Below are 26,441 nucleotides of genomic sequence, written 5' to 3'. Positions count from 1 at the left end.
CTTATGTTGCAGCCTTATACCCAACAACAGCTCGACAGTTTGTGTGTGCAGCGTGCTGGCGAAAGCCGGCTTGGCCAGCACATTTGCCTGCCGCAACCTGGTGCCAACCTGACACAACAACTGGCACAGGCAAAAAATGCAGGCTGCCGGTACGCACTGCTGGGTATTGCTGAGGATATCGGCCCCCGGGCTAACTTCGGCTTAGCCGGTGCAGATAAAGGCTGGAGTGCCTTTTTAACCAGGTTTTTAAACCTGCAAGCCAATAGTTTTATTAACGCTGCTGAAATACTGTTGCTGGGCGAAATAAGCTGTCATGACCTGCAAACCCAGGCAAAGGGATTGCATAGCCAGGATCCCGGACAACTTAATACGTTGCGTGACCTGGTCAGCGTGTTGGACCAGCGGGTAACTGAGGTTGTTCAGGCTATTTTTGCTGCCGACCTGATGCCGATCGTGATAGGCGGCGGCCATAACAACAGCTATCCGCTACTAAAAGCCCTAACACTAAGTAGTGGCCAAAGCGCAAACAGCGCTAATCTTGACCCTCATGCTGACTTTAGGCCACTGGAAGGTCGCCATAGTGGCAATGGTTTTAGTTATGCCTGGCAAGACGGGTTTTTAGCGCATTATTTTGTGCTGGGCCTGCACGAGCTAAAAAATTCGGCCGCCACCTTAACCCAGCTACAGCAAGCCGGCGCAGAATTTTGCAGTTATCAGCGTATCTTTGTGCGGCGGGAATTAAGCTATCAACAGGCGCTGGAACAATGCATTGACGTTGTCGTGCAAGGTCAGGGCGATATTGGTATCGAGCTGGATACCGACAGTATCAGCTTAATGCCGGTAAGCGCCTTTACCAACTGCGGCCTTACTCTTAGCGCGGCAGAGCAGTTTGTCTATCAGTTAGCCATGCTGCCACGCAGTCGTTATCTGCATCTGGCGGAAGCCGCGCCGGAACAGCACCCTTCCGGTATCGCCGCCGGTATGAATGAAGCCGGTCAAACTTTAGCCGCGCTGGTATTTGCCTTTATTCAGGGCAAGCAACATCAGGCTATGGCGCTTTAGTCTGGCTTTGCTGCCACTGCTTTAACCAGACCGCGAAGCCGCTTAACTCAAAGGGCCGCGAGTACAAAAAGCCCTGGCCACGGTGACATCCCATCCGCAGTAGCTTTTGCTCTACCTCAACTTCTTCAACCCCTTCGGCAATCACCCCCAGCTCCAGATTGCGTGCCATATCGATAATGGCACCGGTAATGGCAGAGTGCATATCAGATTTATGTAAGTCGTTGATAAAACTACAGTCTACCTTAACATATTGCACCGGCAACCGCCGCAAATGCGCCAATGACGACAGACCGGTACCAAAGTCATCCAGCGCCAGCTCAACCCCCATCCGGTGCAAACGCTGTATCGTGCTCAGGGCTTTGTCGGCCGCCCCGGCCAGGGCGCCTTCTTTAATCTCCAGCATTAGCTGCGCCGGCTTGACCTTGTGTTTATCAAATAAAAACTCCAGGCTCTCCACCAACTCGTCCTGCAACAGGTCTTTACTGGAAATATTGACGGCAATTTTGCTCACCAGTCTGGCTTTTTCCAGCGTGGCAATCATCGCCACGGCCTCGCGCAGCACCCACTGTGTCAGCGGGTAAATTACGCCGGTTTGTTCAGCCAGCGCCAGAAAGCTGGATGGTGTCATCAGCCCGCGCCGCGGATGGCGCCAGCGCACAAATACCTCACCTGCCAGTACCTGGCGGCTTTGCATGTCTACCTGCGGCTGTACGTACAGCGCCAGTTGATTATCCGATATCGCCTGGCGTAACTCCGCCATCAATGTCAGCTTATCGCTGCTGTAATTCAGCATGCCGGGGTTAAATACCTGACTTTGCCCCTGCAACCAGCTATGGTGCTGCAATGCCAGATAAGCCCGCTCTGATAACTCACTGAGTAAGGTGCCATGTTCCGGGTAGTTTGCAATACCAGAATGCAGCTGATATTCGATAGCGCAACCGTGCACTATCATTGGCTCAGGTACGTTCTTTTCTAAATCGTCGGCAACATACTCGGCCAGATGTTGTTGCTCAGTGGTATCGAGCCAAATGGCAAAATCCACGCCCCCCAGATGACACAGCCGGATCGGTACCTGCTGACGAAATTCAAAGGTCAGTGCCTCTGCGGTATCTTTGAGCTGGTCATTGATGCGCTGCGCTATTTGCGCCAGTATAAGGTTACTGTTGCTGTGTCCCAGTAGCTGGTTTATCTGTTCAAACTGGCTGATTTTTATCAGCAACAGTGAGAACGTCTGCTGTGGTGCCCGCTTTAACAACTCATCCAGTTGCTGCTGTAAAAAAAACTTATTCGGGAACCCGCTGATATCGTCATGCAATGAATAAAAGCCCAATTGGCCGCTGTTATTGTTTTTTTGGCTTTTTTGCAGTTTATAAATATCAAATTTAAGTTTTATCAAATAGATAAAACTCAATAACAGTAGCCCCGTTAACAGACTAAGCACGGGTAGCTCAGACGTTGTTGTCTGGGCCGCCAGCGGCAAGCTCAGTACAGCAATAAATAGCAGCCGGTAAGACAAGGTAATTCTCCAGCAGAGTTAATGCTAATAGCATAATCTAAAACGACCTGATGTAAAGCAGCTTACAGCCGGTGATTAACTGCTTTACCATTTATTATCAGTTGCTTAAGCGAAGACACACCGAACTGATAACAAAGTTCAGCCGGTTGGCTGATGCCATAACACGCAAAGTCAGCCCGCTTACCGGCAACTAAACTGCCCCGGTCGGCCAGGCCCAGGGCGGTAGCCGCGTGGCGGGTTACCCCAAGCAGCGCTTCCTGCGGCGTTAAACGAAACAAGGTACAGGCCATATTCAGCATCAACGGCAAGGAACACAGTGGCGAAGTGCCCGGGTTTAAATCCGTCGCCAATGCCATCGGTACGCCGTACTGGCGAAGCAATGCGATTGGCGGCAGCTGGGTTTCGCGCAAAAAATAAAAAGCCCCCGGTAGCAATACGGCAACAGTACCGGCTTTGGCCATCGCCGCTACGCCGGTCTCATCAAGAAATTCGATATGATCGGCGGATAAACCGGAAAATTCAGCCACAAGCGCACTGCCGCCCAGATTAGACAGCTGCTCTGCATGGGCTTTCACCGGCAGGCCTAGCATGCTGGCGGCTTCAAACACTTTGCGCGTCTGGGCAAGGCTAAAACCTATGCCTTCACAGAATACGTCCACCGCATCCACCAACTTGAGGGCATGTAACTTTGGCAACATCTGACAAACTGCATCGATATAACCATCAGCATCATCGGCAAACTCCGGTGGCAGCGCATGGGCGCCTAAAAAGGTTTTTTGTACTGACACCGGGTGATGCGCCCCCAGCTCGGCAGCAACCTGCAGAATCTTTTGCTCAGTCGCTAAATCCAGGCCATAGCCGGACTTTATCTCTACAGTAGTAACGCCCTGCGCCAGCAAACTGTTCAGCCGCTCTTTGGCCAGTACAAACAGCTGTTCATGACTGGCTGCCCGGGTTGCCGCAACGGTCGCCTTAATACCGCCACCCGCAGCGGCAATATCCTGATAACTGGCACCATTTAAGCGCATTTCAAACTCGTTCGCCCGGCTACCGCCATACACCAGATGCGTATGGCAATCGATAAAGCCCGGCAGCAGCCACTGCCCTGCCACGTCATGCAAGGGCGTCGCCAGGGCGTCAAACTGCGGTAGTTCGCTGCGCGTACCAACAAAGGCTATCCGGCCATCTTTTACCGCCAACACCCCATTTTCTATGGTGCCGTAAGGCTGACCGTTGTCGGTCATGGTGGCGATATTGGCGTTGATCCAGATGGCATCAAACTGCTGCATGGGACTCTCCTGCTGACAATGATGAAATAATTTTACACCAACAACTTGTATATACAACCAAGTTGCAGTATTTTTTATTTAATAGCCGTATCTTTGCGCTCAGCAACCGGAGAAAGTGTTATGGCGATAGCCAAATTTGCCGAGATAAAAGAGTACATGCTAAGCCAGATAGAGATTGGTGCCTGGCCAGAGCACAGCCGGGTGTCGTCCGAGAATGAGTTAGCTGAACAGTTTAGTGTGAGCCGCATGACGGCGCGGCGCGCACTGCAGGAGCTGACTGAACAAGGCATTTTATATCGTACCCAGGGCGTTGGCAGCTTTGTCGCCGCCCTGAAATCGCAATCATCTTTGCTGGAAATTCGCAATATTGCAGACGAGATCCATAGCCGCGGCCATGCGTACAGTGCGCGTCTGTTGCAGCTGACCGAGCTGCCCTGCCCGGCCGTGATTGCCAGCGCTTTGGGCTTACAACGCAACCAACCGGTGTATTTCTCGTTGATAGTCCATCTGGAAAATAGCCAGCCGTTGCAACTCGAAGCCCGTTATGTCAGCCCAAAGCTGGTGCCGGACTATGTACAACAAGATTTTAATCAGCAAACACCGCATCAGTATTTAAGTTTTATTGCGCCTTTGACTGAAGCCGAGCACACGGTAGAGGCGATTTGGCCGGATGACTTCACCTGTAAACATTTAATGCTGAAAAAAGCAGAACCCTGCCTGCGTCTGACCCGCCGCACCTTTAGCCGTGAAGGCGCGGTCAGTCTGGCTTATTTAACTTCACCGGGTAGCCGCTACCGTTTAGGCGGCCATCTGAACTTTTCCTTACCGAATAGCAGAGAGCATATCTGATGACAGACTCACGTATTGATAACAGCCGGGTGATCCGTGCTGACCGTGGTAGCAAAATCAGCGCTAAAAGCTGGTAAACAGAAACTGCCAAACGCATGTTGATGAACAACATGGATCCGGAAGTGGCCGAGTCCCCCAGGGCCAGTTAAACACTCTGTTACCAATCTCACTGCTTTGTAGCTTCTAAGTTAGCCGGCAGCACTATTTTGGTGCTGCCGCCCTTTTTTTGTTCAGCGTCCCTCTATTCTGGCTAGACCAGTATCGGTTTCTTTGTTAACTTCAGCTTGTTTATCAAACAGCTGCTGTCTATGGTTAAGGCAGCGCAACAATGCGGAGTGGACTTCAGTGATTCAGTTAAAGGTTGCCCACAAGGTCATTATCGGCTTTGGTTTTATCGCATTGTTGTTATTACTATCAAGCGCGTCAGCACTGCTGAGCTTTTCCGCTATTACCCAATCCAGTGAACAGGTAAACGCCTTGGCCGTGCCGGTGCAGCAACAAAGTAACGCTGCTCAAATTCAGCTGCTTAAGCTGGCTAAATTATCAGCTCTGGGTTACACCGCAGAGACAGATCCTGCAATTCAAAGTTATCAGCAACAGTTTAACAATGGCAGCGCCGCGTTACGGCAACAGCTGGCAACGCTGGTGGCATTAACCGCTGGCGAAAGTCGCTTCACCGACATACTTAGCAATATAGACAACCGCTATCAACAATATGCAACCGCCGTCGACAGCATGTTTAATGCCCGGTTACAAAGCAATACGCTGCAACACCAGGTACAAACCGAATTTGCGGCGCTGGAGCAACTGATAGACAACATTGGCGCCAACCTGCTGGATATTTCGTACCTGGAGCTGCCCGGGGGTGCCGGACAAATGGAGCTGATTGCCGGCAGTGCTAACCGTATTGACGGCCAGCTGCTCGGTTTGCTAAATACGTTAAAAGAAGTCGCCGCCTATGACAATCAAAGCCAGGCCGAGACGGCCCAGGAAAATATCAGTTTCAGTTTAAGTGACATGCAGGTCAACATTGACTACATGGCAAATCTGGTGTCTGGCCAGAATACCGATGGTTTGTGGCAAGACGTGACACAACAGCTGACTGAGCTGACTGCACGTTTACAAGCCGGCAATAGCCTGGCTAATATTAAGCTGGCTCAGGTACAGGCACAGCAACAAGCCCGGCAGGATTTAAACCAGTCAGAGCAACGGGTCGATCAAGTTATAACGGCGCTAGATAGCCTGCTCAGCGCTGCTGACAGACAGTTTGCTGCTTTACAGCAGAACGTGTCAGACTCTGTCAGTTCAGGCAATGCCCGAACCCTTAGCCTGATGCTGATATTGATCGTGCTGGCAGTGGCGGCAGCTTATTTAACCATTAACGCTATGCTACGGCCACTCAGTGGTATTAATACCGTGCTGACCGACATCACCAAAGGTGATTTAACGCGCAAGCTACGCATCATTCAACAGGATGAGTTTGGCGCCCTGGCTGAAAAAGTCAACAGCCTGACCAATGCACTTAGCAGCCTGATTATTAATATTCAGCACAATGCCGGTGAGTTAAATCAGAATGCCAGCCAGTCAGCCTATGAAGTTGGTGAAATAAACGACTCTTTGCAACATCAACAACGTCAGATAGCTGAAGTCAATGACATAACCCGTCAGTTGGCTGACAGTACGCGGGATATCGCCCAGCAATCTGCTGACACCACCTCTGCTATGCAACAGGCCCTGGAGCAAGGTAAGCAGATAGACACTATTGCCAGACAAAACAATGACCTGATTAACCACCTTGCGCAGCAGCTGACAGCAACCAGTGATGTCATGAGCCGGGTCAATGACGAAGCTAATAATATTGGCAGCATACTGGCCACCATTCGCGGTATTGCCGAACAGACCAACCTGCTGGCACTGAACGCAGCAATTGAAGCGGCGCGGGCCGGCGAGCAGGGCCGCGGTTTTGCAGTTGTCGCCGATGAAGTGCGCTCTTTAGCTGGTCGCACGCAGCACGCTACTGACGAAATACGTCAGATGATAGAAACACTGCAGCAGCAAAGTAAACAAGCGGTGCAGGCAATTACTAACGGTAAAAGCGACGCCGACAGCTGCGTAACGCAAACATTGGCGCTGGTATCCTCACTTGAATTGGTCAATCAGGCGCTGGCCAGAACGCAGGATATCAGTAGTCGGGTCACTGCTGCGACTGAAACCCAATTGTCTTTGGGTAGCACTATTGATAAGAATATGCAGCAAATGGTTGAAGTCGCGCATGTCAGCAGCGAAAAAGCAGAGCGTACTTTGCAGCATAGCGACGGTGTTTCTACGCTGGCAAAAGCACTACAAAAAGCTGCCAGTGCGTTCAAAATAGCCTGAATCTATCCCAGCAGGGCGCGGCGTCCTGCCGCTGCACAACTAACCCTCAGTGTTATCTGCGGCTCCTCGCCGCTGCGTTGCTCAGCCCTGATCACAATCTGGCGTCCTGTCCACTACGCCGCCCGTCCTGAGCGATAGATTGGCATCTTGCCACTGTGCCGCTAATCCCAAGCAAGAATGATTGGCTTACTGCCACTACGTTGCTAATCCTTAGCAAAGAAAAGGGCTGGACTAAGTCCAGCCAGGCAGGAAGTAATTTTGCATCCTAGTGTTTTTATCGATTCCTTTCGTCAGCTAGTGTGCCAAAACATCGATAAAAAACCCGATGAAAAAATGATATCAGCACTAAACCAATGCAAATTGTTGTTCCCGATGGCGTTTTTGCTGCTTTTTTAGACTTTTAGCATCAAGTAACTCAATATTTGCCTCGCGGGCAAAAATCCAGGCCTGGCTGCTAAAGCCAGCATAACTTACCACTATGCCACTGCTAAAGTCCGCGGCCAGCATTTGCTGAAACAATGATCGTATCTGGGTAATATCAACAACCTGCTCATTTTGTTGCATATAAACCAGCTTTTCATGTTCTCTGCCCTGCAGACAACGATATTCCGGACTAACACGCGGTGTGTGACACAATTTGCCCTGATGTAATAAAAACCGCTCAGCATCCTGTAAAAATTGCTGTTGTTTATCGTTGGAAGATAAAAAACTACGCAGCGGCAAAGCAAAACCAAACAATTTATACTGTTCATCCAGTTCAAAAAAGGCCAGCACGTTAAATATCAATGCCACAACAAACATCAGCACGAAAGTCCACAGCATAAAGGCAGACCAGAAAGCAGATAATACCCAGTTGTTGTTACTGAGTAGTAAGGAATGCTCAGCAAAGAATAAATACACAGCACCGGCAACAACGCCAAGTGCCGTGCTTACAGATGATATAACCAGCCATTTATTTTTCATAACACCCTCAACTCCATCTGTTGAGTAGCAATTATGCGACCGCAGTGTAAAGTAAACCTGATAAGAAGCTGATAAATGCTTTATAAAATGTCGGTGTGGCGAATTATTACTCAGCCACAGTGTGTTAATGCCTCTACAGCAGAAGCGTACTGATAACGAAATGCAAACTGACGGATAAATCGCTGTGGGTCAACCTGACGCAGCTGCGTTGACGGTTCAGAGAAGCGCGCGACCGTGCCGGTAAGCTCTGCTGCTTGCTGGTAAAAAACCTGCCGTGATACCGCCTGCGGACAGCTCAAATTAAAAACGCCGCTACTTAGGCTGCTTTGTGCCAACAGACATAGCACAGCCCGGCCAATATCAGTACTGTGCACCATGTTTATTACTGCCTGCGGATCCGTCAGGGTTTTACCGGCAGTAAAACGCCCGGGGTGACGGCCCGGCCCCATTAATCCGGCCAGGCGTAAGGTAATACAGGGCTGAAACTGCGCTAAAGCCTGCTCTGCAGAGGCTAACAACTGCACCCGAGGCAACGACAGCTGTAATGAGGCAGTTTCATTTACCACACCATCCAGCCCCTGATAGACACCGGTTGAACTAAAGTGGATTATCGCCCGGCTTTTAGCCGCTTGCATCAGCTGCGCCAGCCGCTGCGACGACTCAACATACTGATTGTCACCTGGCTGCCTTCCGGGCGCTATGGCACAAATGACCACGGCACCGGCAAACAGTTGCTTCAGCTGTGTGCTCATCTCAACAGGCTTGCTTAAATCCAGCACCTGGCAATCCACAACTGGCGAGAGTGTACCGCAGGCCACAGCAGTTCTGCGGGTAGCAACCAGGCTATAGCCTGCCGCACTCAGTACCGGCACTAACTGCTGCCCAAGCCAGCCACAACCTACTATGATTATTTTCATTGTATCTCCGTCATCAGGTTGTGGTTTTATGCGGCAAAACGGCATAGCGGCCGTGAAACTCTGCCGCCAACTCACCCGCTGAGTATATGCCGACACGGATCTGCTGCTGTACTTTACGGCCATCAGCCAGCGGCGCTAAGTCCCCGTTACACTGCTGCAGTGCACAGCGCGCTTCGGGTTGCGCCGCCACCGGACGTCTATAACTGATATTGGCGTCAGCCAGTACCTGATCGCCTTGTAACCCCAACGCCTGCAACTGCAGATACAACATGCCCCAACCTGTCAACGTTGCCAGCGCATAAATGCTGCCGGCAAACATGGTCTGGTGCAAATTGACATTCGGCGCCAATGGCGCCGCGCAGCGCAGCTCGTTGCCATCAAACCGCGCCAGGCTAAGCTGCATATACTGACTCAGCGGTATGGTTTGCTGCCAGGTTTGGCTTAATTGTTCACACCACTGCTGGTATTGCGCGCCAGTTCCGGCAATACGCAGTGGCTTCTGCATTAGAAAATGTGCAATACCATACAACGCGGGCGCAGTAGCCGCTTGCTGATAGCCATTACGCAAATAAAATGGCCGTGCCGTATCACGGGCATTTAAGCGGATCACCTCGCAGCCCCACTGCACGGCTTGTAACTCCAGCGCCGCCAGCAATCTAGCGCCGGCACCTTTACCCTGATGCTGTGGTGCCACAGCCATATATCGAACCTGAGCTGCTGCCGGCCCCAGCCGGTGTAAGCGCCCCACCGCCGCGACATCGCCTTGCTCTGTCAGCAACATCAAATGATAAGCCTGGCTCTCCAGTTCATCTTGCTCAGAGCCCGGCGGCTGCTGCCAGGGGGCACGCAAAACCTGCCAGCGCAAATGATAATAAGCCTGCCATTCCTCGGCAGTTTCGGGAGAACGTAATTGCCAATGCCGCATTATTACCTCGTCGCGTTTAGCTTTGTAGCAAGAAAGTCACAGGGCCATCATTTGTCAGGCTTACCTGCATTTTGGCTGCAAACCGTCCGGTCGCAACCGCTAAACCGAGCGCCTGACATTCGCTAACAAAGGCGTTATAACATGCCAACGCGTGTTCAGGCCTGGCGGCTGGGGTAAAACTAGGTCTAAGGCCAGACTGCGTATCTGCTGCCAGGGTAAACTGTGATATCACCAGTAAGCTGCCGCCGGCTTGCTGCACATTTAAATTCATCTTGCCCTGGTCGTCAGCAAACACCCGGTAATGGGCCACTTTATGCGCCAGCTTAGTGCTGTCAGCCAGATTGTCGGTTGCTTCTACACCAAGCAGTACCACCAGGCCCTGCGTTATCTGGCCAACAACCAGCTGCTGCACACTGACAGAGGCACTGCTAACGCGTTGTATCAGCGCTTTCATTTTACTCCTACCCTTAATTATCGGCCTGATTTTGATCCGGATCATTCGCCGCCGGCCGTTCGGTGTCGGCGGCTATTTGTTGCAATAACGCAGTAAGTTCAGCCCCAAGTAATACAACCATCCAGCATAAATACACCCAGACAAACAAAATAGGGACCAAAGCCATAGCGCCATAGATTGTATCGTAAGCCGGAAAATGCGTGACATAAAGGGTAAAACCGCGCTTGCACAGCTCAAACAACACGGTGGCCAGCAAAGCCCCCCACAACGCATGACGCGAGCGCACTTTAATGTTTGGCACGACCAGATACAGAATAAAGAATGCCAACAGTGACATCAGATAAGGCACCAGGCTTAGTACCAACGTAGAAAAGCCGGGGGTATAGTCATCGGCGAAGCGCGTTAAACCAACCAGATAGGACGTCAATGCTATTGATGAACCAAACAAGATAGGCCCCAGGGTTAGGATCATCCAATAAATAGAAAACGAAATAATGGGTCTGGGTCTGGTGTTAACGCGCCATATCTTATTCAGGGTTTTATCAATATTATGAATAAGTAACAAAGCAACCAGCACCAGAGCCAGCACACCGACAGCCGTCATACCGCCGGTGTTGCCGATAAACTGACTGATATAAGACTGAATTTCCTCACCGCGGGACGGAATAACATTAGCATAAACAAAGCTTTCTATTGCCTGACGGAATTGGGCAAACATTGGGAAGGCTTTTAGCATGGTAAACATCACCGCGATCAGCGGCACCAGCGACAATAGAGAGATATAAGCTAGATAACCTGCAACCACGTTAATTTGGTCATCTCGCAACCTGTTTACCAGTAATACAATAATAGTTTTTGTACTACTAAGCCTTTCACTCCAGCGATTAGCCATATTCCACGCCTCAAAAGTCACTCATTTATCAATTTTTTGTTCATTATATGTAAAATAAAACATTCTTTTTTAATGTAGATTTTTGCCGCGGCCGATTGCTTCAATCTGCCCTAAAAACAACATAAATTACAAAAAGGATCGGAAAACTTTATGTTTAATTTTAAAAAAACGCTTATTACCAGTGCGCTGTTGTGTTCTACTTTCGCAGTATCTGCTAACTCGCAGCTGCCTGCGGCTGTGGCAAATGATGGTACTATTCAGGCAGAAACTCAGCAAGTACAGCCTGCCGTAGTTCAAGCCATAGGCGCATTTATCCTTGCAGAAGCTAAAAGCGCGTTAATTTCTAAAGCAAAATCCTTTATTAAAAACGCTTTGTTTGGCTCTGGCGGCTCTGCTGGCCCAAGCATTGTGTTACTTCACGAAGACTCTCTTGCCCAAATTGAGTCCATTGTACGCGATGCGATCCTGCGTTCTGATGTGGCGCAATTCAGAGCAAGCTTTAATACCACATCCGCCAACCTGACTGACTATCATGAAGTGTTGAACAACAACGTGGAAGACTTCCTGTTGCTGACATTGCTAACAAATGATGTAAACAGCTTGCGGTTGCACCATGCATTTGACACTGATTATAACCCTACCAGTTTCTATTTAACCCATAGTTATGGTTTAGTCGCAGCATTAACCATGTCAGTGATGACGGAGAATGTATTAAAAAATCGCTTCTCTGAAGCTTACGCCCGCACTGTCGCCCGCGGTCTTGCAACCAAGCTGTCACAACTTGGTGCTGCTGCCGATGTCAAAATTAGTCAGTCAGTCAGGCTTACAGGACCTACCGGAGACTGTAGCGGCATTATTATATATTCTGATAAAACGAACAAAAAAGAACAGCTGCCATCTGATTGGGAAGCAGACTATAACTTTGAGGTGACCCCCTCCTTCCGGAGAGACTGTGCTTACACCGTAACAGATACCTTATCAAATCGGAGTCGGCGTTTTGATTTTGCCCTGTATGGAGAGTACTTTGCGGCCAATCAGGCGATGGCACTGTATAACTCATGGCAAGATGAGCATAGAAGCCGGATTAAAGGCAGTGACTATACTACGCTGCTAAGCAGATTAAATAGTTATTAATGTAGTTTTTTGTGCAAACAAAAAGGCCAGCAATTTGCTGGCCTTCGTATTTCAAGACTGAATTAATCAGCGCTGCGGCTGGCGCGCTTACGATCGTTTTCAGTCAGGTGGCGTTTACGAATACGGATAGACTTAGGCGTCACTTCTACCAGCTCGTCATCATCAATAAACTCCAGTGCCTGTTCCAGCGTATAACGGATTGGCGGCACCAGGTTAATGGCTTCATCAGTACCGGAAGCACGCACGTTAGTCAGCTGCTTACCTTTTAAACAGTTCACTGTTAAGTCATTGCTACGGCTGTGAATACCAATTACCTGTCCTTCATATACCTCTTCAGCATGGCTGATAAACATCCGGCCACGTTCCTGCAGTGAGAAGATTGCATAGCCGGCGGCTTTACCCATGGCGTTCGAAATCATAACACCATTAGTGCGCTGGCCGATAGTGCCGCCCTTGTGCTCACCGTAGTGTTCAAAGCTGTGGTACATCAAGCCCGTACCTGAGGTAATCGTCATAAATTCAGTACGGAAGCCAATTAAACCGCGGCTTGGCATCAGGAAGTCCATCCGGATGCGGCCTTTACCGTCTGGCTGCATATTGGTCATTTCTGCCTTACGCTCACCCATACGCTCCATAATTGAGCCCTGGTGCTGCTCTTCACAGTCGATGGTGACGTTTTCCATCGGTTCCATGCGCACACCGTCGACGGTTTTCATGATCACTTCCGGCCGTGATACCGCCAGTTCAAAACCTTCACGGCGCATGTTTTCAATTAACACGCCCAGGTGCAACTCACCCCGGCCTGACACTTTGAACTTGTCACCGTCCGGCGTTTCTTCTACCCGCAATGCCACATTGTGTTTCAGCTCGTGCTGCAGGCGCTCTAAAATCTGCCGCGAGGTAACAAACTTACCTTCTTTACCGGCAAACGGCGATGTATTGACCTGGAATGTCATGGTTACGGTAGGTTCGTCTACCTGCAATGCAGGCAGTGCTTCTACTTTAGTGGTGGCACAGATGGTATCAGAGATTTTCAGCTCACCAAGGCCGGTGAAAGCAACGATATCGCCGGCTGTCGCCTCTGTCGTCTCTACCCGCTCCAGACCTAAGTAACCGAACACCTGGCCAACTTTGCCATTACGTTTACTACCATCAGCTCCAACAATGGTTACCTGCTGGTTTGGCTTTAACGCACCACGTTTAATACGGCCAATGCCGATAATGCCTAAATAGCTGGAGTAATCCAGCTGTGATACCTGTAGCTGTGTCTCACCGTCCAGCTCAACAGCAGGTGGTGCTACGTGATCGACTATCGCCTGGAACAAGTCAGTGATATCTGTTTTTGGCTCATTGTAATCCAGCGTGGCCCAACCATTTAACGCTGACGCATACACGATAGGAAAATCTAACTGCTCGTCAGTCGCACCCAGGTTGTCGAACAGGTCAAATACCTGATCAATGACCCAATCCGGCCGTGCGCCCGGGCGGTCAATCTTGTTTACCACGACGATAGGCTTTAAACCATGCGCAAACGCCTTTTGCGTTACAAAGCGGGTTTGCGGCATTGGACCATCAACGGCATCAACCAGCAGCAAAACAGAATCGGCCATTGACAATACACGCTCTACTTCACCGCCGAAGTCGGCGTGGCCTGGCGTGTCCAGAATATTAATATGGTAACCGTTCCAGCGCACCGAGGTGTTTTTTGCCAGGATAGTAATACCGCGCTCAGATTCCTGCGCATTTGAGTCCATCACACGCTCCTGCAGTTTAGCGCGGGCGTCGAAGGTGCCAGACTGCTGCAGCAGTTTGTCAACCAAAGTGGTTTTACCGTGGTCAACGTGCGCAATAATGGCAACGTTGCGCAGCTTTTCTAAATTTGTCGCAGTAACGCTCATGTAAACATATCCTCTGTGGCACTAGATGACCATAATGACCACCAGGCAAAACTAACTGAAACGAAAGGGCGCATATTCTACTCTGTTTTTGCATGGAAAGAAAAACCGCATCTGAGGTTTCGGCAATTTTTTTTCGCCACAGGCAAAACTGCAGCTACACTTAGGTCTGCCAAGACTGCACCATAGTGAGGCGACAAAGCACCATTTTGGTGCTAACCTGACAACTCGGCCAGGGTTAAATTTTAATAAACAGATAAATTTCATAATGTTACATCTTTGGCATGTAACTGGCATTTATTGGCGCAACACCTTGAAACTCGTTCAAAACAGGTCAATTTGGAGGAATGCATGTCTGCATCATCTGTACTGAATTTAATTAAAGAAAATGAAGTAAAGTTTGTCGATTTACGTTTTACCGACACCAAAGGTAAAGAGCAGCATGTAACCATTCCGGTTAATCAGATCACCGAAGACTTCTTTGAAGACGGTAAAATGTTTGACGGCTCGTCTATTACGGGCTGGAAAGGTATCAATGACTCAGACATGATCTTAATGCCGGATCCTGCTACTGCGGTATTAGACCCATTCTTTGAAGAAACCACGTTGAACATTACCTGTGACGTGATCGAACCCAGCACCATGCAGGGTTATGACCGTGACCCGCGCTCTATTGCCAAGCGTGCAGAAGACTACCTGAAATCAACCGGCATTGCCGATACGGTATTGTTTGGCCCGGAGCCAGAGTTCTTCATGTTTGACGACATTCGTTTTGAAACCAATATGTCGGGTTCATTCTTTAAAATTAACTCAACCGAAGCAGCCTGGAACTCTGGCACCAGCTATGAAGATGGTAACAAAGGCCACCGTCCAAGTGTTAAAGGCGGTTACTTTCCGTTACCACCGGTAGATTCAGGCCATGATATTCGTAGCGCCATGTGTATGGTGCTGGAAGAGATGGGTCAGACTGTTGAAGCGCATCACCATGAGGTGGCGACAGCCGGTCAGAACGAAATTGCCACCCGTTTTAATACGCTGACCAAAAAAGCAGATGAAATTCAGCAGTTAAAATACGTTATTCATAACGTCGCGCACTTGTATGGCAAAACGGTTACCTTTATGCCTAAGCCACTGGTTGGCGATAATGGCTCAGGCATGCACTGCCACCAGTCACTGGCCAAAGACGGCGTTAACCTGTTTGCCGGTGACAAATACGCAGGCTTGTCAGAACTGGCGCTGTACTACATCGGCGGCATCATTAAGCATGCTAAAGCGCTGAACGCCTTTACCAACCCGTCGACTAACTCGTACAAGCGCTTAGTGCCACATTATGAAGCGCCGGTAATGCTGGCTTACTCTGCGCGTAACCGCTCTGCCTCTATCCGTATCCCGCTGGTGCCAAGTGCTAAAGCACGCCGTATTGAATGCCGTTTCCCGGATCCGGCAGCCAACCCTTATTTGGCATTCGCTGCTCAGCTAATGGCTGGTTTAGATGGTATCCAGAATAAAATCCACCCTGGCGATGCGATGGACAAAGACTTATACGACTTGCCAGCCGAAGAAGCCGCAAATATCCCGCAGGTTGCCGCTTCATTGGAAGAAGCCTTAAATGAGCTGGACAAAAACCGCGCTATCTTTACTAAAGGCGGTGTTATGTCAGATGCGATGATTGATGCCTACATTGATATTAAGCGTGCTGAAGCGCGTAAAGTCGCAGTGGCTGTTCATCCATTAGAATTTGAGCTGTACTACAGCGTTTAAAATAAAGCTGATGCACAAAGCTCACTTCGGTGAGCTTTTTTTTTGTAGAAAAAAAGGTCAAAGCAGGCTACAGTAACCGCATTTGGTAACAATAATAATAAGAAAACAGCAATGGATTACCGCATGAATAACGTATTGTTTATTTTAATATTGTTGCTTGTTGTGCCAACGATAAACGCACAAGAAACAAAAAAAGTATTTGTTACCCGCGACGCTAATGGGGTGTTAGTTTTTTCTGACAGTCCGCAGGCTGGTGCTGAAGAGCTAACCCTGTCCAGTCGTGCGAATATTATGGCCGCCACCGACCCTACCCTGCCGCTAGCCAAAAAGCCTGCAGCAGAGCCATTTAAAGTCGAGATAGTCCAGCCCGAAGAACAGGGTACAGTACGTGATAACACGGGTTCGGTCTATGTCTCTGGTAAAATTAGCCCGATGTTTGAACGTGGCTTGATGGTACGTTTGCTGGTAGATGGCAAAGCCCAGACTGAACCACAAAATAATACGGTGTTTATTTTACGTGATATAGAACGTGGCGAACATAAACTGCAAATGGAACTGTTTGATAAAAACGGCAAGATAATTGCAACCAGCCCTGTAACGACCTTCTATTTACATAGAGCTTCGGTAATCTCACCAAATTAGTGCCATAGGTAGGCAATTCAGCCGAAACTGAATTACACTGTCCCCAATGCGCACCAATTTGGTGCAAGGGGCGGTACAGTGACACAAAATTCAATTACAACAGCGCAACTACAGGCGCATATTACTGAACAGCTGACGACAGCTATTATGCTGCTGGATGCCAGTTTAGCCATTCGCTATTTTAATACCGCATGCTGCGCGGTATTAGGCTTGGGCGAAAAACGCCTGGCTGAGCACTACTTTATAGAGCTTTTTCAGCACATAGACATTAGTGCCGCACATTTGCACAGCGCGCTTAACGCTAAGCAAGGTTTCAGCGTCAGCGATGTACAGGCCGTATTGGCTGATGGCCGTCATTTATTGCTGGATATCGCCGTAACCCTTAGCGAACATCCGGCAGAGCACTTATTACTGGAAATCCGTCAGGTTGATCAGCAACGCAAAATCAGCCTGGAAAGCCTGCAACAGCACCAACATCTGGCAGCCCGTGAGCTGATCCGTGGCCTGGCCCACGAAATTAAAAACCCACTTGGCGGCTTGCGCGGTGCAGCTCAGTTACTGGAAGAATCTTTACCTGAAGAGTTAACCGAATACACCCAGCTGATCATTGCCCAGGCTGACCGGTTACGTAACCTGGTTGACCGCTTGCTGGGGCCCTACCGCCCGGCCCAGCGCATCAGCAGCAACTTGCACCAGATGATTGAGCAGGTACGTCAGCTGGCACTGATGGATAACCCCGGTCAGGTGCAATTTAGCCGCGACTATGACCCAAGTATTCCTGATTTCCCTTTTGATCCTGAATTGCTCGAGCAAGCCCTGCTTAATATAGTTCGCAATGCACAGCAAGCCCTGGAACATACCGAGCACGCCTGCATTTGCCTGCAAAGCCGGGTCTTACATCAACATACCTTACATGGCAAGCGCTACAAACTGGTCGCACTGATCCGCGTAATCGATAATGGCCCGGGTATACCCGGCGAAATAAAGGACACCCTGTTTTATCCGATGGTCAGTGGCAAAGCCGGTGGCACCGGCCTGGGCTTATCTATTGCGCAAACTTTGATCCATCAGCACGGGGGCTGGATCGATTGCGACAGCTGGCCCGGCCATACTGAATTTACGTTATACCTGCCAATTGCAGACACTAAGGATTGAACGAATGAGTCATACCGTGTGGATTATTGATGACGATAATTCTATCCGCTGGGTTCTGGAGAAAGCCCTGGCCCGGGCGGATATTTTGTGTGAAAGCTACGCCTCAGCCGATTTAATGCTACAGCGGCTGGAATATGATCAACCTGCAGTGGTGGTATCGGATATCCGCATGCCCGGCACCGATGGCATGGCGTTGTTAAGCCGGCTGCAGGAGCTGGCGCCGGAGCTGCCGGTTATTATCATGACAGCGCATTCTGATTTAGACAGTGCTGTTAATGCGTTTAAACGCGGCGCTTTTGAATACCTGCCCAAACCTTTTGATGTAAACGAAGCGGTGGCGCTCATTAGCCGGGCGCTGGATCATGCCAAAGCCCGACAGCCAAAGCACAAAGCTGCGGCCACTGTGCTATCGCCGGAAATTATCGGTGAAGCGCCGGCCATGCAGGAAGTCTTTCGCGCTATCGGGCGCTTAGCCCGCTCCAGCATCAGCGTGTTAATTAACGGCCAGTCCGGTACCGGTAAAGAACTGGTGGCCAGAGCATTACATAAACACAGCCCACGTGCAGAACAGCCTTTTATTGCGCTGAATATGGCCGCAATTCCAAAAGATTTAATTGAGTCGGAGTTGTTTGGCCATGAAAAAGGCGCCTTTACCGGTGCTAACAACCTGCGCAAAGGCCGCTTTGAACAAGCCGATGGCGGCACGCTGTTTTTGGATGAAATCGGTGATATGCCACTGGATGTGCAAACCCGGCTGTTGCGTGTGCTGGCGGATGGCCAGTTCTACCGCGTGGGCGGCCATCAGGCGATAGGCGTCGATGTTCGCATTATCGCCGCAACCCACCAGAATCTTGAGCAACTGGTGAGTGAAGGCAAGTTTCGTGAGGACTTGTTTCATCGCTTAAATGTGATCCGTGTGCATTTACCCCAGCTGCGTGAGCGCAAACAGGATATTGCCAGGTTAGCACAGCACTTTTTACAGCAGGCGGCCAAAGAGCTGAATGTTGAGGCGAAAACGCTGACCAAAGAAGCCGAGCAGTTTTTAAGCCAGCTTGACTGGCCAGGCAATGTGCGTCAGTTGGAAAACACCTGTCGTTGGTTAACCGTCATGGCCAGTGGCAAACATATCGTTGTTGCCGATCTGCCGCCTGAACTGACCACGCCAGCGAAAACGACTACGGCGCAGGTGAACGGCCAATCTGGCAGCTGGCAAGAGCTACTGGCTAGCTGGATTAGCAGTAAACTTAATGCCGGGGCGGAAAATATTCTGGCTGAAGCCGGACCTGAGTTCGAACGCACGGTATTGCAACAAGCATTACAGTTTACCCATGGCCACAAACAGGAAGCGGCAAGGCGCCTTGGCTGGGGCCGTAATACCCTGACCCGCAAACTAAAAGAACTGGATTTGGAATAGTATCAGCGGGCCAAAGCCCGCTGTTACGCCGCTGCTGCCAAATAGCGGCTCAGCTATTGTCGCGCTGCTGCTTTTTATGTTGCCACCTTTGCCACTTTTCGCGCTGCTTTTCTGCTAATTGCACGCGTTGCTCAGCAGTTAATACCTGCAGCATTTCATGGCGTAATTTTAACTGAACCAGGCGCTGCTCCAACCGCTGCTGTTGTTGCTGCTGCAATAATTGACGGGCGCTTACCTCATCAAAACTGTCGGCAGCCAGCAGCGCATCAAGTTGCTGCCGCACGCTGTTATCGCGCTGCCAGGTGCCTTTTGTGGCGCGATGTTGCTGCATCAGTTGCTGTATTTGTGCCTGCTGCTCCTCTGTTAGGGCTAATGATGCCAAGGCGCGCTGCAGCGGAAATTGCCTGCTGTGCTGGTGCTGCATGCCCCGCTCATGGCGGCTACCCTCTTGATGGTACTGATGCGCCAGCACCATACCTGACACACTGCTGGCCGTCAGTAGGCTTAATGCAATAATCAATGTCGTTGCTTTCATCGGTTCTGCTCCTGTGGTTAAGACAGGTTAAGCATAAAACAGCCAATGCAAAGCAGCGCAAAGGCCGGGTAAAGATTCGGTAAAGATATAGGGCTGCAGCGTAAGATTAGGTAAACTCTGCTGAGTAATAAGGAGTGGCTATGCCTGCAATTCTGATGATAGATGATGACACTGGCTTATGTGAGCTGGTAGCGGAATATCTGGCGCTGGACGGTTATCAGTTCAGCGCAGCCCATGACGGTCGACAAGGGCTTGCACTGGCCCAAAGCGGTGACTTTGACCTGATACTACTGGATATTATGCTACCGGGCATAGACGGCTTAACGGTGCTCAGGACGCTGCGTACTGAGCACTATTGTCCGGTATTGATGCTGACCGCCCGTGGTGATGATGTTGACCGCATTGTCGGGCTGGAATTGGGTGCCGACGATTACCTGGCCAAACCGTTTAATCCGCGCGAGCTGGTAGCACGCATCAAGGCGATATTACGCCGGGTAGAGCTGCTGCGTGCACCGCACAGCGCACGAGGTAGCGTAATTGAACGCAATGGTTTACTGCTTAATCCACATAATCGCCAGCTCAGTTGCCACGGCAACGCTATTAACCTCACTGCTACCGAATTTCAGCTGTTGGAATGTTTAATGCGCCGGGCCGGTGAAGTGATCAGCAAAGATGAATTAAGCCGCGACGTGCTGGGCAAACGCCTGCAAATGTATGACCGCAGCCTGGATATGCACATTAGCAATATCCGCAAAAAAATTGCGCCCTTTGCCAGTGATGAAAAAATACAGACCTTACGCGGCAGTGGTTACTTATTTTTGGCAGCTGACCAATGAAAGCCCTGGCGCGGTTGAACCCGTTTCATTATCTGGCCGGCAGAATTTTTCTCTGGTTCTGGTTGGTGTTACTTAGCGCCGTGTTCGCCACGCTGGCGCTGTCGCGGGCGCTGACCGAGCAAACCGAAATCCGCCGTCTGCCGAACAGTATCAGCCAGCAATTACAGCAGCAACTGCAGCGCTTTGCCGACAGCGACAGCACAGCAACACTGTTGGCCAGACTGCAACAGGATAATCCCCGGCGTTGGCTGGTCGTCGACACCGGCAACAACAGCATACTGACACCAGACCTGTTACCACGTGATTTTGACCCACACTGGCTGACTGAGCTGTCTCAACTGTCACGCCCCCGCTGGCTTAAACACCACCATATCTCACTGGCCGGGCCCTTTGTACTGCGCATCGGCGAAGACACATTAGCCTTGTATCAGCAGCGTCAACGTCCACCTCAGCCCTGGTGGCGTTTAAGTGCGATACCACAGCAAGTATTGCTGCTGTTTACCTTAGTTATTTCGGCTGTGGCCAGTTTAATTCTGGCGTTGTCTATTTCACGGCCACTGCGCGAATTACTGCAACGCAATCTGCAGTTTGCCGATGGCCAGCTGCAAAGCCGGGTCACACGGCTGATTAAACGTCAGGACGAACTGGGCCAGCTGGGCCACAGTTTTAACACTATGGCAGAGCGGATCAGTGCCCTGCTAACCAATCAGCAGCGGCTGCTGCGCGATATCTCCCATGAACTGCGCTCACCACTGGCGCGGGCGCAACTGGCGCTGGGGTTAACCGAGCGCCAGCAAACCCTGGAACAAGTGCCCAGGTTGAAACAAGAGCTTGACCGGTTGGATGCCATGCTCGATGAACTGCTAACCTTCAGCAAGCTGGATGCCGGCCAGTACCAGCTCGAACAGCAACAGTTTGATTTAACAGGCTTACTCACTGAAATTATCGACGTAAATCAGGTAGAGGCCGATGCCAGACAACAGCAGATCACGCTTAGCGCGCCTGAGCAATTGCTGATTAATGCTGATAGCCGTTTGTTAGCGCGGGCCATTGAAAATATCCTGCGTAATGCCATTAAATACGGTCCTTGTCACAGTGAAATCAGCTGTCAGTTGCAAGTGCAGCAACAGCAACTGTTACTGACAATATGTGATCAGGGCCCGGGCATCGCCCCCGATCAGCTCAGTGCCATATTCGAACCGTTCTACCGCACCTCCAGCAGCCGCAATAGCAGCACTGGCGGCACCGGGCTGGGCCTGGCAATTGTTGCCCAAATCATTCGCCAGCATGGTGGTCAGGTCAGCGCCAGCAATCAGCACAGCGGTGGGCTTTGTATCCGCCTACAGTTACCGTTACACTAAGGCCAGATTTGTCCTTCGGATCGACATATTGAACACAACCACTTTTCCTGCCATCACCGCTCTGGGCAATGCTGCCAGCCTGGCGGCAGACTGGCCTACCCGGTTAAAACCTTTCTGGCAGGCCATGCAATGTGGCGTGTTAAACGGCAGCGGCAAACTGCCACTGTCTTATTATGCGCACCTGACACCGGGCGCTAAACAGGCTGTCGTTATCAGCAGTGGCCGCATGGAAATGGCGGTTAAATACGCCGAGTTATGCTATGAACTGGTACACGCCGGCTACAGCGTGTTTTTGCTTGATCATCGTGGCCAGGGGTTGTCAGGCCGCGAGCTGGATAACCCGGATAAAGGCTATGTAGCTGATTTCGCGCTGTATCACCAGGATATGGATCTGTTTGTCCGCACTATAGTACAGCCATCCGCGCACCAGCAGTATCTGGCATTAGGCCATTCGATGGGCTGTGCCATTCTGGCCGGCTATATTCAGCACTACTGCCATCCTTTTAGCGCGGCGATTTTTGCCTCGCCAATGTTTGGTATCTATACCGGGCTGGTACCGACAACGCTGGCCGAAGCCCTGGCGTTGGCATTTGGCGCCGTTAACCGCCGCTTAAGCCCGGTGCCATGGTACTTTCCCGGGCAAAGTAACTACCGCGAAAAAGCGTTCGCCAATAACCCACTAACCAGCAGCATTGAGCGCTACCACTGGCTGCATCAGTTATACCGTGAGCACCCTAAAGCCCGGCTTGGTGGCGTCACGACATATTGGGTGCAGGCTGCCATCAGAGCAATGCGCACGATACAGGCTGAAGCTGCCAACTGGCCGCTGCCGGTGCTGCTACTGCAGGCTGCTGCCGATAAAGTCGTCAGTAACCATGGCCAAAACCAGTGGTTTGCGCAGCTGCCTACTCAGCTGCTACACCAAAAAGTCGTGTTGCCACACGCCAGGCACGAGATATTTATGGAAACTGACGCCCTAAGACAACAAGCCGTCAACGCCATCAATGTGTTTTTAAGACAGCTGCCAGATAGCCACTGATTTGTTACACTTGGCGGCTGTCAAATCCGGAGTAGATTATGCTGCATATCGTGTTGTTTGAGCCTGAAATTCCACCGAATACCGGTAATATTATTCGTTTATGTGCTAATACCGGCTATCAGCTGCATTTAATCGAACCGCTGGGTTTTGCCTGGGACGACAAACGCATTAAACGTGCCGGCCTGGACTACCACGAATTTGCGAAGGTACAGCGCCATGCCAGTTTTAGTCATTTTGTTAGCCAGATTGCACCAGCACGCCTGTTCGCCTGTACCACCAAAGGCCATACCCGGCACAGTGACGTCAGTTATCAGGCTGGCGATGCGCTGATCTTTGGCCCGGAAAGCCGTGGCTTGCCAGCGGATGTACTTCAACAGCTGCCGGCAGAACATTGGCTCAGGATCCCAATGACAGCAAACAGCCGCTCGATGAATTTATCTAATGCGGTAGCCGTTTTTGTTTACGAATCATGGCGCCAGCTCGATTATCTCGGCGCCAGGGCATAAAATCCGCTTAGCGATATTTGCATATTCAATCACCCTACAGCTATATTTAATGGCGCTTTGCTCGATAACAAGGATGTCGACACTATGCCATTGTCACGCTGGCTGCTTTGCTCTGCCTTATTACCGCTAACAGCCAGTGCCGCTGCCAGCGGCAGCTTTAGCTGGTTGCCGCAGCTGACAATAGCCGTCTTGTCGTTAATCACCGCCCTACTGCTGCTACACATTCTGCAATTGCGAAAGCGCAGTCATAAACTGCTACAGCAACAGCAAAAGGTGCAACGCTTTTTACAACAGGCTACTGATTATGTTGCTGTACTTGATGCCAGGCTAAACCCGGTTTACGTTAACCCCAGCCTTTCTGCGTTGGTCAGCGATGTATCGGGCCCTTTGGCTTTTTACCTGGAGCAACACAGCCAACAATTATTGTTACCCCAACTTGAACTGGCAGATAACTGGCAAGGTGATGCCTGGCTGCAAACCACTGACGGCGATAGGTTAGCGCTGTCAATCAGCTTAACCCGATTGGCAGAAACTCCCAGGCAGTATTTGCTGCTAGGGCGTGCCATCGATAGCCTGACTCAACGGCAACAGCAGGCCGCACAGAATTACATCCGGGATCCTCAGACTGGATTACTTAGCCGGGCCGTGTTAACAGAATACCTGCAAAGCTTTATTCAGCTGAGTACTGCCAGTCAGCCTAAGTTTGCCTTGCTGCTGGTAAAATTTAGTCAGTTGCTCGGTGCTGATATAGCCAAACCGGGCGCCACCCTGCAACATAGCCTTGCCGATTTAAGCCACGCCATGCAGCAGCTAGCCGGGCCAGAATATATACTGGCTCGCTACAGCAATGACACCCTGGCCCTTCTGGTGCCGCATCATTTATGTCAACAGCAGGCCGGGATCGACGTAAACCGGCTGGCACATAAGCTATTAAGCCTGACCGATATCGCCAGGAGCAAACTGAACGTGTCACTGCACACGCAGATAGGCATCAGCCTGTATCCGTTGGATGCGCAGCACCCGGCTGAATTAATCTTTGCTGCCAGCACAGCGCTGCAGCAGGCTGTCCGCCTTGGTCACAGTAATCTGGTATTTGCTAACAGCCGCCTGCAACAACGCGGCCCGGAGTATCTGGCGCTGGAAAGTGAACTGAACAACGCCCTGTCTAACGATGAATTTGAATTGTATTACCAACCACGTTTTAGCATTGGCAGTAATCGTATTATTGGCTATGAAGCCCTGCTACGCTGGCATAACCCGCGCCGAGGCATCATCTTACCGCAACATTTTCTGGCGCTGGCGGATGAAACCGGGCTGCTCATTCAGCTGGATCGGCTGGTATTTCAAAAAAGTTGTGAACAGCTACTGCAGTGGCAGCACACCGGAGTCAGTCGTGGCCGTATTTCACTTAATGTTGCCACGCTTAGCGTACGCCAGCACGATTTTATTGCTTATTTAACCACACAATTACGGCACAGCGGCTTAACAGCTGAGCATTTCGAACTCGAACTACCTGAAGATATTTTATTAGATGACAGCAGTCAGGTCGCTGATTGCCTGCAACAACTGCACACCTTGGGCTTTCATCTGACACTGGACAATTTTGGTGCTGGCGTCTCTTCACTGGCAGCACTGAGAAAGCACCCACTACACAACCTGAAAATTGCCCCGGAATACATTAAGGGCATGGAAAATAATGAACAGCAGCGCAACATAACGGCCAGTTTGATCCGGCTGGCATCCTATCTGCAGCTAGATGTTATTGCCAGTGGTATTGAAAACGAGATGCAGGCTTACCTGCTGCATGTGATGGGCTGCGATATTTTACAAGGCCATCTGTTTAGTAAAGCTTTGCCAGCAACAGAGATCCCACTGTTGCTGGCAAAAGAGAACAAGTTAGTACGTAAGCAGGTTAGCTGACTTCGTCGCGTTTTTCGCGGCCGAGTAAATCCAAGGCGGCTAACTTCACATCCTTGCCCTGATACAACACCTGATAAATTTGTTCGGTGATAGGCATCTCGACACCAACACGTTGCGCCAGATTAAATACCTCTTTGGCATTGCGGTAGCCTTCAACCACCTGACCAATACTCTGCATTGCCTCGTCAACCGGTTTACCCTGGCCTAACAATAAACCAAAGCGCCGGTTACGTGATTGGTTATCGGTGCAAGTCAGCACTAAATCGCCCAGCCCTGCCATGCCCATAAAAGTGTCTTTTTTGGCACCAAGCGCACAACCCAGCCGGCACATTTCGGTTAAACCACGCGTAATTAACGCCGTACGGGCATTGGCACCAAAACCGATACCATCGGCCATACCGGCACCAATGGCAATAACGTTTTTTACCGCACCACCAAGTTGCACACCAATAAAATCGGGATTGGTATAAACACGAAAACTCTTGGCGCAATGCAGCAAATCAGATAACTGGGTAATAAAGTCTGCATCGGTTGACGATAATGAGATGGCTGTTGGCATGCCCATTGCCATTTCTTTGGCAAAGGTCGGCCCCGACAATACCGCCAGTGACACTTGCTCCCCCAGAATGTCACGCGCCACATCCTGTAGCAAACGACCCGTTTCCGGCTCAAGCCCTTTAGTAGCCCAGGCTACCCGGGCGTCCGGTTTGAGTAATGGCTTAATCTGGCGCAAGGTGTCGGCAAACGCATGACTGGGCACCACCAACAGTATATCCCGGCTGCTGGCGACAGTTTCGGCTAAATCGGCACTGAGCTGCAACGTATCGGGCAGGCGAATATCGGGTAAGTACTTCTGATTCAGACGCAGTTTTGCCATCTGCGCCATATCTTCACTGCTGCGGCCCCACAGGCTGATTGTATTGCCGTTACGGGCCAGACAAATAGCCAGAGCGGTGCCGTAAGAGCCCGCCCCTAACACCGCTATAGCTGAAGGCTGCAT

23 protein-coding genes are annotated in these 26,441 nt (G+C 50.6%); 13 read left to right on the top strand and 10 right to left on the bottom strand.

Translation table 11 applies throughout. The annotated features are described in order from the left end of the window. Positions 1–3 precede the first annotated feature (3 nt). Complete coding sequence (locus EYB30_RS03535; protein ID WP_166837147.1) at positions 4–1,062, top strand: formimidoylglutamase; 1,059 nt, start codon at positions 4–6, stop codon at positions 1,060–1,062. Here the strand turns inward: EYB30_RS03535 and EYB30_RS03530 are convergent. After that, positions 1,049–2,578, bottom strand: a complete 1,530-nt coding sequence (locus tag EYB30_RS03530) for a putative bifunctional diguanylate cyclase/phosphodiesterase (RefSeq protein ID WP_166837145.1) — start codon at positions 2,576–2,578, stop codon at positions 1,049–1,051. The genes EYB30_RS03535 and EYB30_RS03530 overlap by 14 nt on opposite strands. Positions 2,579–2,640: 62 nt before the next feature. Beyond that, the gene (hutI, locus tag EYB30_RS03525; RefSeq protein WP_166837143.1) at positions 2,641–3,867 is read right to left on the bottom strand and encodes an imidazolonepropionase; all 1,227 of its coding nucleotides are present in this window, start codon (positions 3,865–3,867) and stop codon (positions 2,641–2,643) included. A gap of 120 nt (positions 3,868–3,987) precedes the next feature. Here hutI and hutC point away from each other — a divergent pair, with 120 nt between their 5' ends. Together hutC and EYB30_RS03515 are read left to right on the top strand one after the other, a co-directional pair. Next, entirely contained in the window at positions 3,988–4,716 is a 729-nt protein-coding gene (hutC, locus tag EYB30_RS03520; RefSeq protein WP_166837140.1) for a histidine utilization repressor, read from the top strand. Between the two features lie 345 nt (positions 4,717–5,061). After that, the gene (locus EYB30_RS03515) at positions 5,062–7,092 is read left to right on the top strand and encodes a methyl-accepting chemotaxis protein (protein WP_206674555.1); all 2,031 of its coding nucleotides are present in this window, start codon (positions 5,062–5,064) and stop codon (positions 7,090–7,092) included. Between the two features lie 345 nt (positions 7,093–7,437). On the opposite strand, the gene EYB30_RS03510 is transcribed toward EYB30_RS03515, so the two are convergent. The 5 genes from EYB30_RS03510 to EYB30_RS03490 form a co-directional block, all read right to left on the bottom strand. Further along, the gene (locus EYB30_RS03510; protein ID WP_166837138.1) at positions 7,438–8,055 is read right to left on the bottom strand and encodes a restriction endonuclease; all 618 of its coding nucleotides are present in this window, start codon (positions 8,053–8,055) and stop codon (positions 7,438–7,440) included. A gap of 110 nt (positions 8,056–8,165) precedes the next feature. Next, the gene (locus EYB30_RS03505) at positions 8,166–8,972 is read right to left on the bottom strand and encodes an NAD-dependent epimerase/dehydratase family protein (protein WP_166837136.1); all 807 of its coding nucleotides are present in this window, start codon (positions 8,970–8,972) and stop codon (positions 8,166–8,168) included. A 13-nt stretch (positions 8,973–8,985) separates the two neighbouring features. Continuing rightward, on the bottom strand, positions 8,986–9,897 hold the full coding sequence (locus EYB30_RS03500; RefSeq protein ID WP_166837134.1) for a bifunctional GNAT family N-acetyltransferase/hotdog fold thioesterase: 912 nt from the start codon (positions 9,895–9,897) through the stop codon (positions 8,986–8,988). A 16-nt stretch (positions 9,898–9,913) separates the two neighbouring features. Continuing rightward, the gene (gene dtd, locus EYB30_RS03495; RefSeq protein ID WP_166837132.1) at positions 9,914–10,351 is read right to left on the bottom strand and encodes a D-aminoacyl-tRNA deacylase; all 438 of its coding nucleotides are present in this window, start codon (positions 10,349–10,351) and stop codon (positions 9,914–9,916) included. Positions 10,352–10,364: 13 nt separating this feature from the next. Continuing rightward, a complete protein-coding gene (locus EYB30_RS03490) occupies positions 10,365–11,243 on the bottom strand; it encodes a virulence factor BrkB family protein (RefSeq protein ID WP_166837130.1) in 879 nt (292 codons plus the stop codon). A 150-nt stretch (positions 11,244–11,393) separates the two neighbouring features. Between EYB30_RS03490 and EYB30_RS03485 the strand changes: the two genes are divergently transcribed. Then, the gene (locus EYB30_RS03485) at positions 11,394–12,377 is read left to right on the top strand and encodes a hypothetical protein (RefSeq protein WP_166837128.1); all 984 of its coding nucleotides are present in this window, start codon (positions 11,394–11,396) and stop codon (positions 12,375–12,377) included. Between the two features lie 62 nt (positions 12,378–12,439). Here EYB30_RS03485 and typA read toward each other — a convergent pair whose 3' ends face one another. Beyond that, positions 12,440–14,275 carry a translational GTPase TypA gene (gene typA / locus EYB30_RS03480; RefSeq protein WP_166837126.1) on the bottom strand — a complete coding sequence of 612 codons (1,836 nt, stop codon included), beginning with the start codon at positions 14,273–14,275 and terminating at the stop codon, positions 12,440–12,442. A gap of 348 nt (positions 14,276–14,623) precedes the next feature. Between typA and glnA the strand changes: the two genes are divergently transcribed. From glnA to glnG, 4 genes are all read left to right on the top strand, one after another. Next, on the top strand, positions 14,624–16,033 hold the full coding sequence (glnA, locus tag EYB30_RS03475) for a glutamate--ammonia ligase (RefSeq protein WP_166837124.1): 1,410 nt from the start codon (positions 14,624–14,626) through the stop codon (positions 16,031–16,033). 123 nt (positions 16,034–16,156) lie between these two features. Further along, positions 16,157–16,675: a DUF4124 domain-containing protein gene (locus EYB30_RS03470; protein WP_166837122.1), complete on the top strand. Its 519-nt coding sequence runs from the start codon at positions 16,157–16,159 to the stop codon at positions 16,673–16,675. Between the two features lie 78 nt (positions 16,676–16,753). Continuing rightward, positions 16,754–17,830 carry a nitrogen regulation protein NR(II) gene (gene glnL, locus EYB30_RS03465; protein ID WP_241697953.1) on the top strand — a complete coding sequence of 359 codons (1,077 nt, stop codon included), beginning with the start codon at positions 16,754–16,756 and terminating at the stop codon, positions 17,828–17,830. Between the two features lie 4 nt (positions 17,831–17,834). Further along, positions 17,835–19,244, top strand: coding sequence for a nitrogen regulation protein NR(I) (glnG, locus tag EYB30_RS03460; protein ID WP_166837120.1), 1,410 nt, complete (start codon positions 17,835–17,837; stop codon positions 19,242–19,244). Between the two features lie 49 nt (positions 19,245–19,293). Here glnG and EYB30_RS03455 read toward each other — a convergent pair whose 3' ends face one another. Continuing rightward, complete coding sequence (locus EYB30_RS03455; RefSeq protein ID WP_166837118.1) at positions 19,294–19,779, bottom strand: periplasmic heavy metal sensor; 486 nt, start codon at positions 19,777–19,779, stop codon at positions 19,294–19,296. 140 nt (positions 19,780–19,919) lie between these two features. On the opposite strand from EYB30_RS03455, the gene EYB30_RS03450 reads away from it, so the two are divergent. The 5 genes from EYB30_RS03450 (at position 19,920) to EYB30_RS03430 (ending at position 25,441) form a co-directional block, all read left to right on the top strand. Beyond that, entirely contained in the window at positions 19,920–20,615 is a 696-nt protein-coding gene (locus EYB30_RS03450; protein WP_166837116.1) for a response regulator transcription factor, read from the top strand. Continuing rightward, positions 20,612–21,976, top strand: coding sequence for an ATP-binding protein (locus EYB30_RS03445; protein ID WP_166837114.1), 1,365 nt, complete (start codon positions 20,612–20,614; stop codon positions 21,974–21,976). Before EYB30_RS03450 ends, EYB30_RS03445 begins: the two co-directional genes overlap by 4 nt. Positions 21,977–22,004: 28 nt before the next feature. Then, the gene (locus tag EYB30_RS03440) at positions 22,005–23,015 is read left to right on the top strand and encodes an alpha/beta fold hydrolase (protein ID WP_206674554.1); all 1,011 of its coding nucleotides are present in this window, start codon (positions 22,005–22,007) and stop codon (positions 23,013–23,015) included. Positions 23,016–23,053: 38 nt separating this feature from the next. Further along, on the top strand, positions 23,054–23,521 hold the full coding sequence (gene trmL / locus EYB30_RS03435) for a tRNA (uridine(34)/cytosine(34)/5-carboxymethylaminomethyluridine(34)-2'-O)-methyltransferase TrmL (RefSeq protein ID WP_166837109.1): 468 nt from the start codon (positions 23,054–23,056) through the stop codon (positions 23,519–23,521). Positions 23,522–23,605: 84 nt separating this feature from the next. Next, entirely contained in the window at positions 23,606–25,441 is a 1,836-nt protein-coding gene (locus tag EYB30_RS03430; RefSeq protein WP_166837107.1) for a putative bifunctional diguanylate cyclase/phosphodiesterase, read from the top strand. On the opposite strand, the gene gpsA is transcribed toward EYB30_RS03430, so the two are convergent. Beyond that, positions 25,434–26,441, bottom strand: coding sequence for an NAD(P)H-dependent glycerol-3-phosphate dehydrogenase (gpsA, locus tag EYB30_RS03425; protein ID WP_166837105.1), 1,008 nt, complete (start codon positions 26,439–26,441; stop codon positions 25,434–25,436). The two genes, EYB30_RS03430 and gpsA, sit on opposite strands and share 8 nt — an antisense overlap.

This window comes from Rheinheimera pleomorphica (assembly GCF_011634895.1).
Lineage (GTDB): Bacteria > Pseudomonadota > Gammaproteobacteria > Enterobacterales > Alteromonadaceae > Alishewanella > Alishewanella pleomorphica.
This window is presented reverse-complemented; position numbering and strand designations above follow the sequence as displayed.

Coding starts and splice junctions, on each gene's coding strand:
- EYB30_RS03430 (WP_166837107.1), top strand. CDS start 23,606: ATGCCATTGTCACGCTGGCTGCTTTGCTCTGCCTTATTACCGCTAACA.
- glnA (WP_166837124.1), top strand. CDS start 14,624: ATGTCTGCATCATCTGTACTGAATTTAATTAAAGAAAATGAAGTAAAG.
- glnG (WP_166837120.1), top strand. CDS start 17,835: ATGAGTCATACCGTGTGGATTATTGATGACGATAATTCTATCCGCTGG.
- EYB30_RS03445 (WP_166837114.1), top strand. CDS start 20,612: ATGAAAGCCCTGGCGCGGTTGAACCCGTTTCATTATCTGGCCGGCAGA.
- EYB30_RS03450 (WP_166837116.1), top strand. CDS start 19,920: ATGCCTGCAATTCTGATGATAGATGATGACACTGGCTTATGTGAGCTG.
- hutC (WP_166837140.1), top strand. CDS start 3,988: ATGGCGATAGCCAAATTTGCCGAGATAAAAGAGTACATGCTAAGCCAG.
- EYB30_RS03510 (WP_166837138.1), bottom strand. CDS start 8,055: ATGAAAAATAAATGGCTGGTTATATCATCTGTAAGCACGGCACTTGGC.
- EYB30_RS03505 (WP_166837136.1), bottom strand. CDS start 8,972: ATGAAAATAATCATAGTAGGTTGTGGCTGGCTTGGGCAGCAGTTAGTG.
- EYB30_RS03470 (WP_166837122.1), top strand. CDS start 16,157: ATGAATAACGTATTGTTTATTTTAATATTGTTGCTTGTTGTGCCAACG.
- EYB30_RS03535 (WP_166837147.1), top strand. CDS start 4: ATGTTGCAGCCTTATACCCAACAACAGCTCGACAGTTTGTGTGTGCAG.
- EYB30_RS03485 (WP_166837128.1), top strand. CDS start 11,394: ATGTTTAATTTTAAAAAAACGCTTATTACCAGTGCGCTGTTGTGTTCT.
- gpsA (WP_166837105.1), bottom strand. CDS start 26,441: ATGCAGCCTTCAGCTATAGCGGTGTTAGGGGCGGGCTCTTACGGCACC.
- dtd (WP_166837132.1), bottom strand. CDS start 10,351: ATGAAAGCGCTGATACAACGCGTTAGCAGTGCCTCTGTCAGTGTGCAG.
- EYB30_RS03455 (WP_166837118.1), bottom strand. CDS start 19,779: ATGAAAGCAACGACATTGATTATTGCATTAAGCCTACTGACGGCCAGC.
- EYB30_RS03500 (WP_166837134.1), bottom strand. CDS start 9,897: ATGCGGCATTGGCAATTACGTTCTCCCGAAACTGCCGAGGAATGGCAG.
- trmL (WP_166837109.1), top strand. CDS start 23,054: ATGCTGCATATCGTGTTGTTTGAGCCTGAAATTCCACCGAATACCGGT.
- hutI (WP_166837143.1), bottom strand. CDS start 3,867: ATGCAGCAGTTTGATGCCATCTGGATCAACGCCAATATCGCCACCATG.
- typA (WP_166837126.1), bottom strand. CDS start 14,275: ATGAGCGTTACTGCGACAAATTTAGAAAAGCTGCGCAACGTTGCCATT.
- EYB30_RS03490 (WP_166837130.1), bottom strand. CDS start 11,243: ATGGCTAATCGCTGGAGTGAAAGGCTTAGTAGTACAAAAACTATTATT.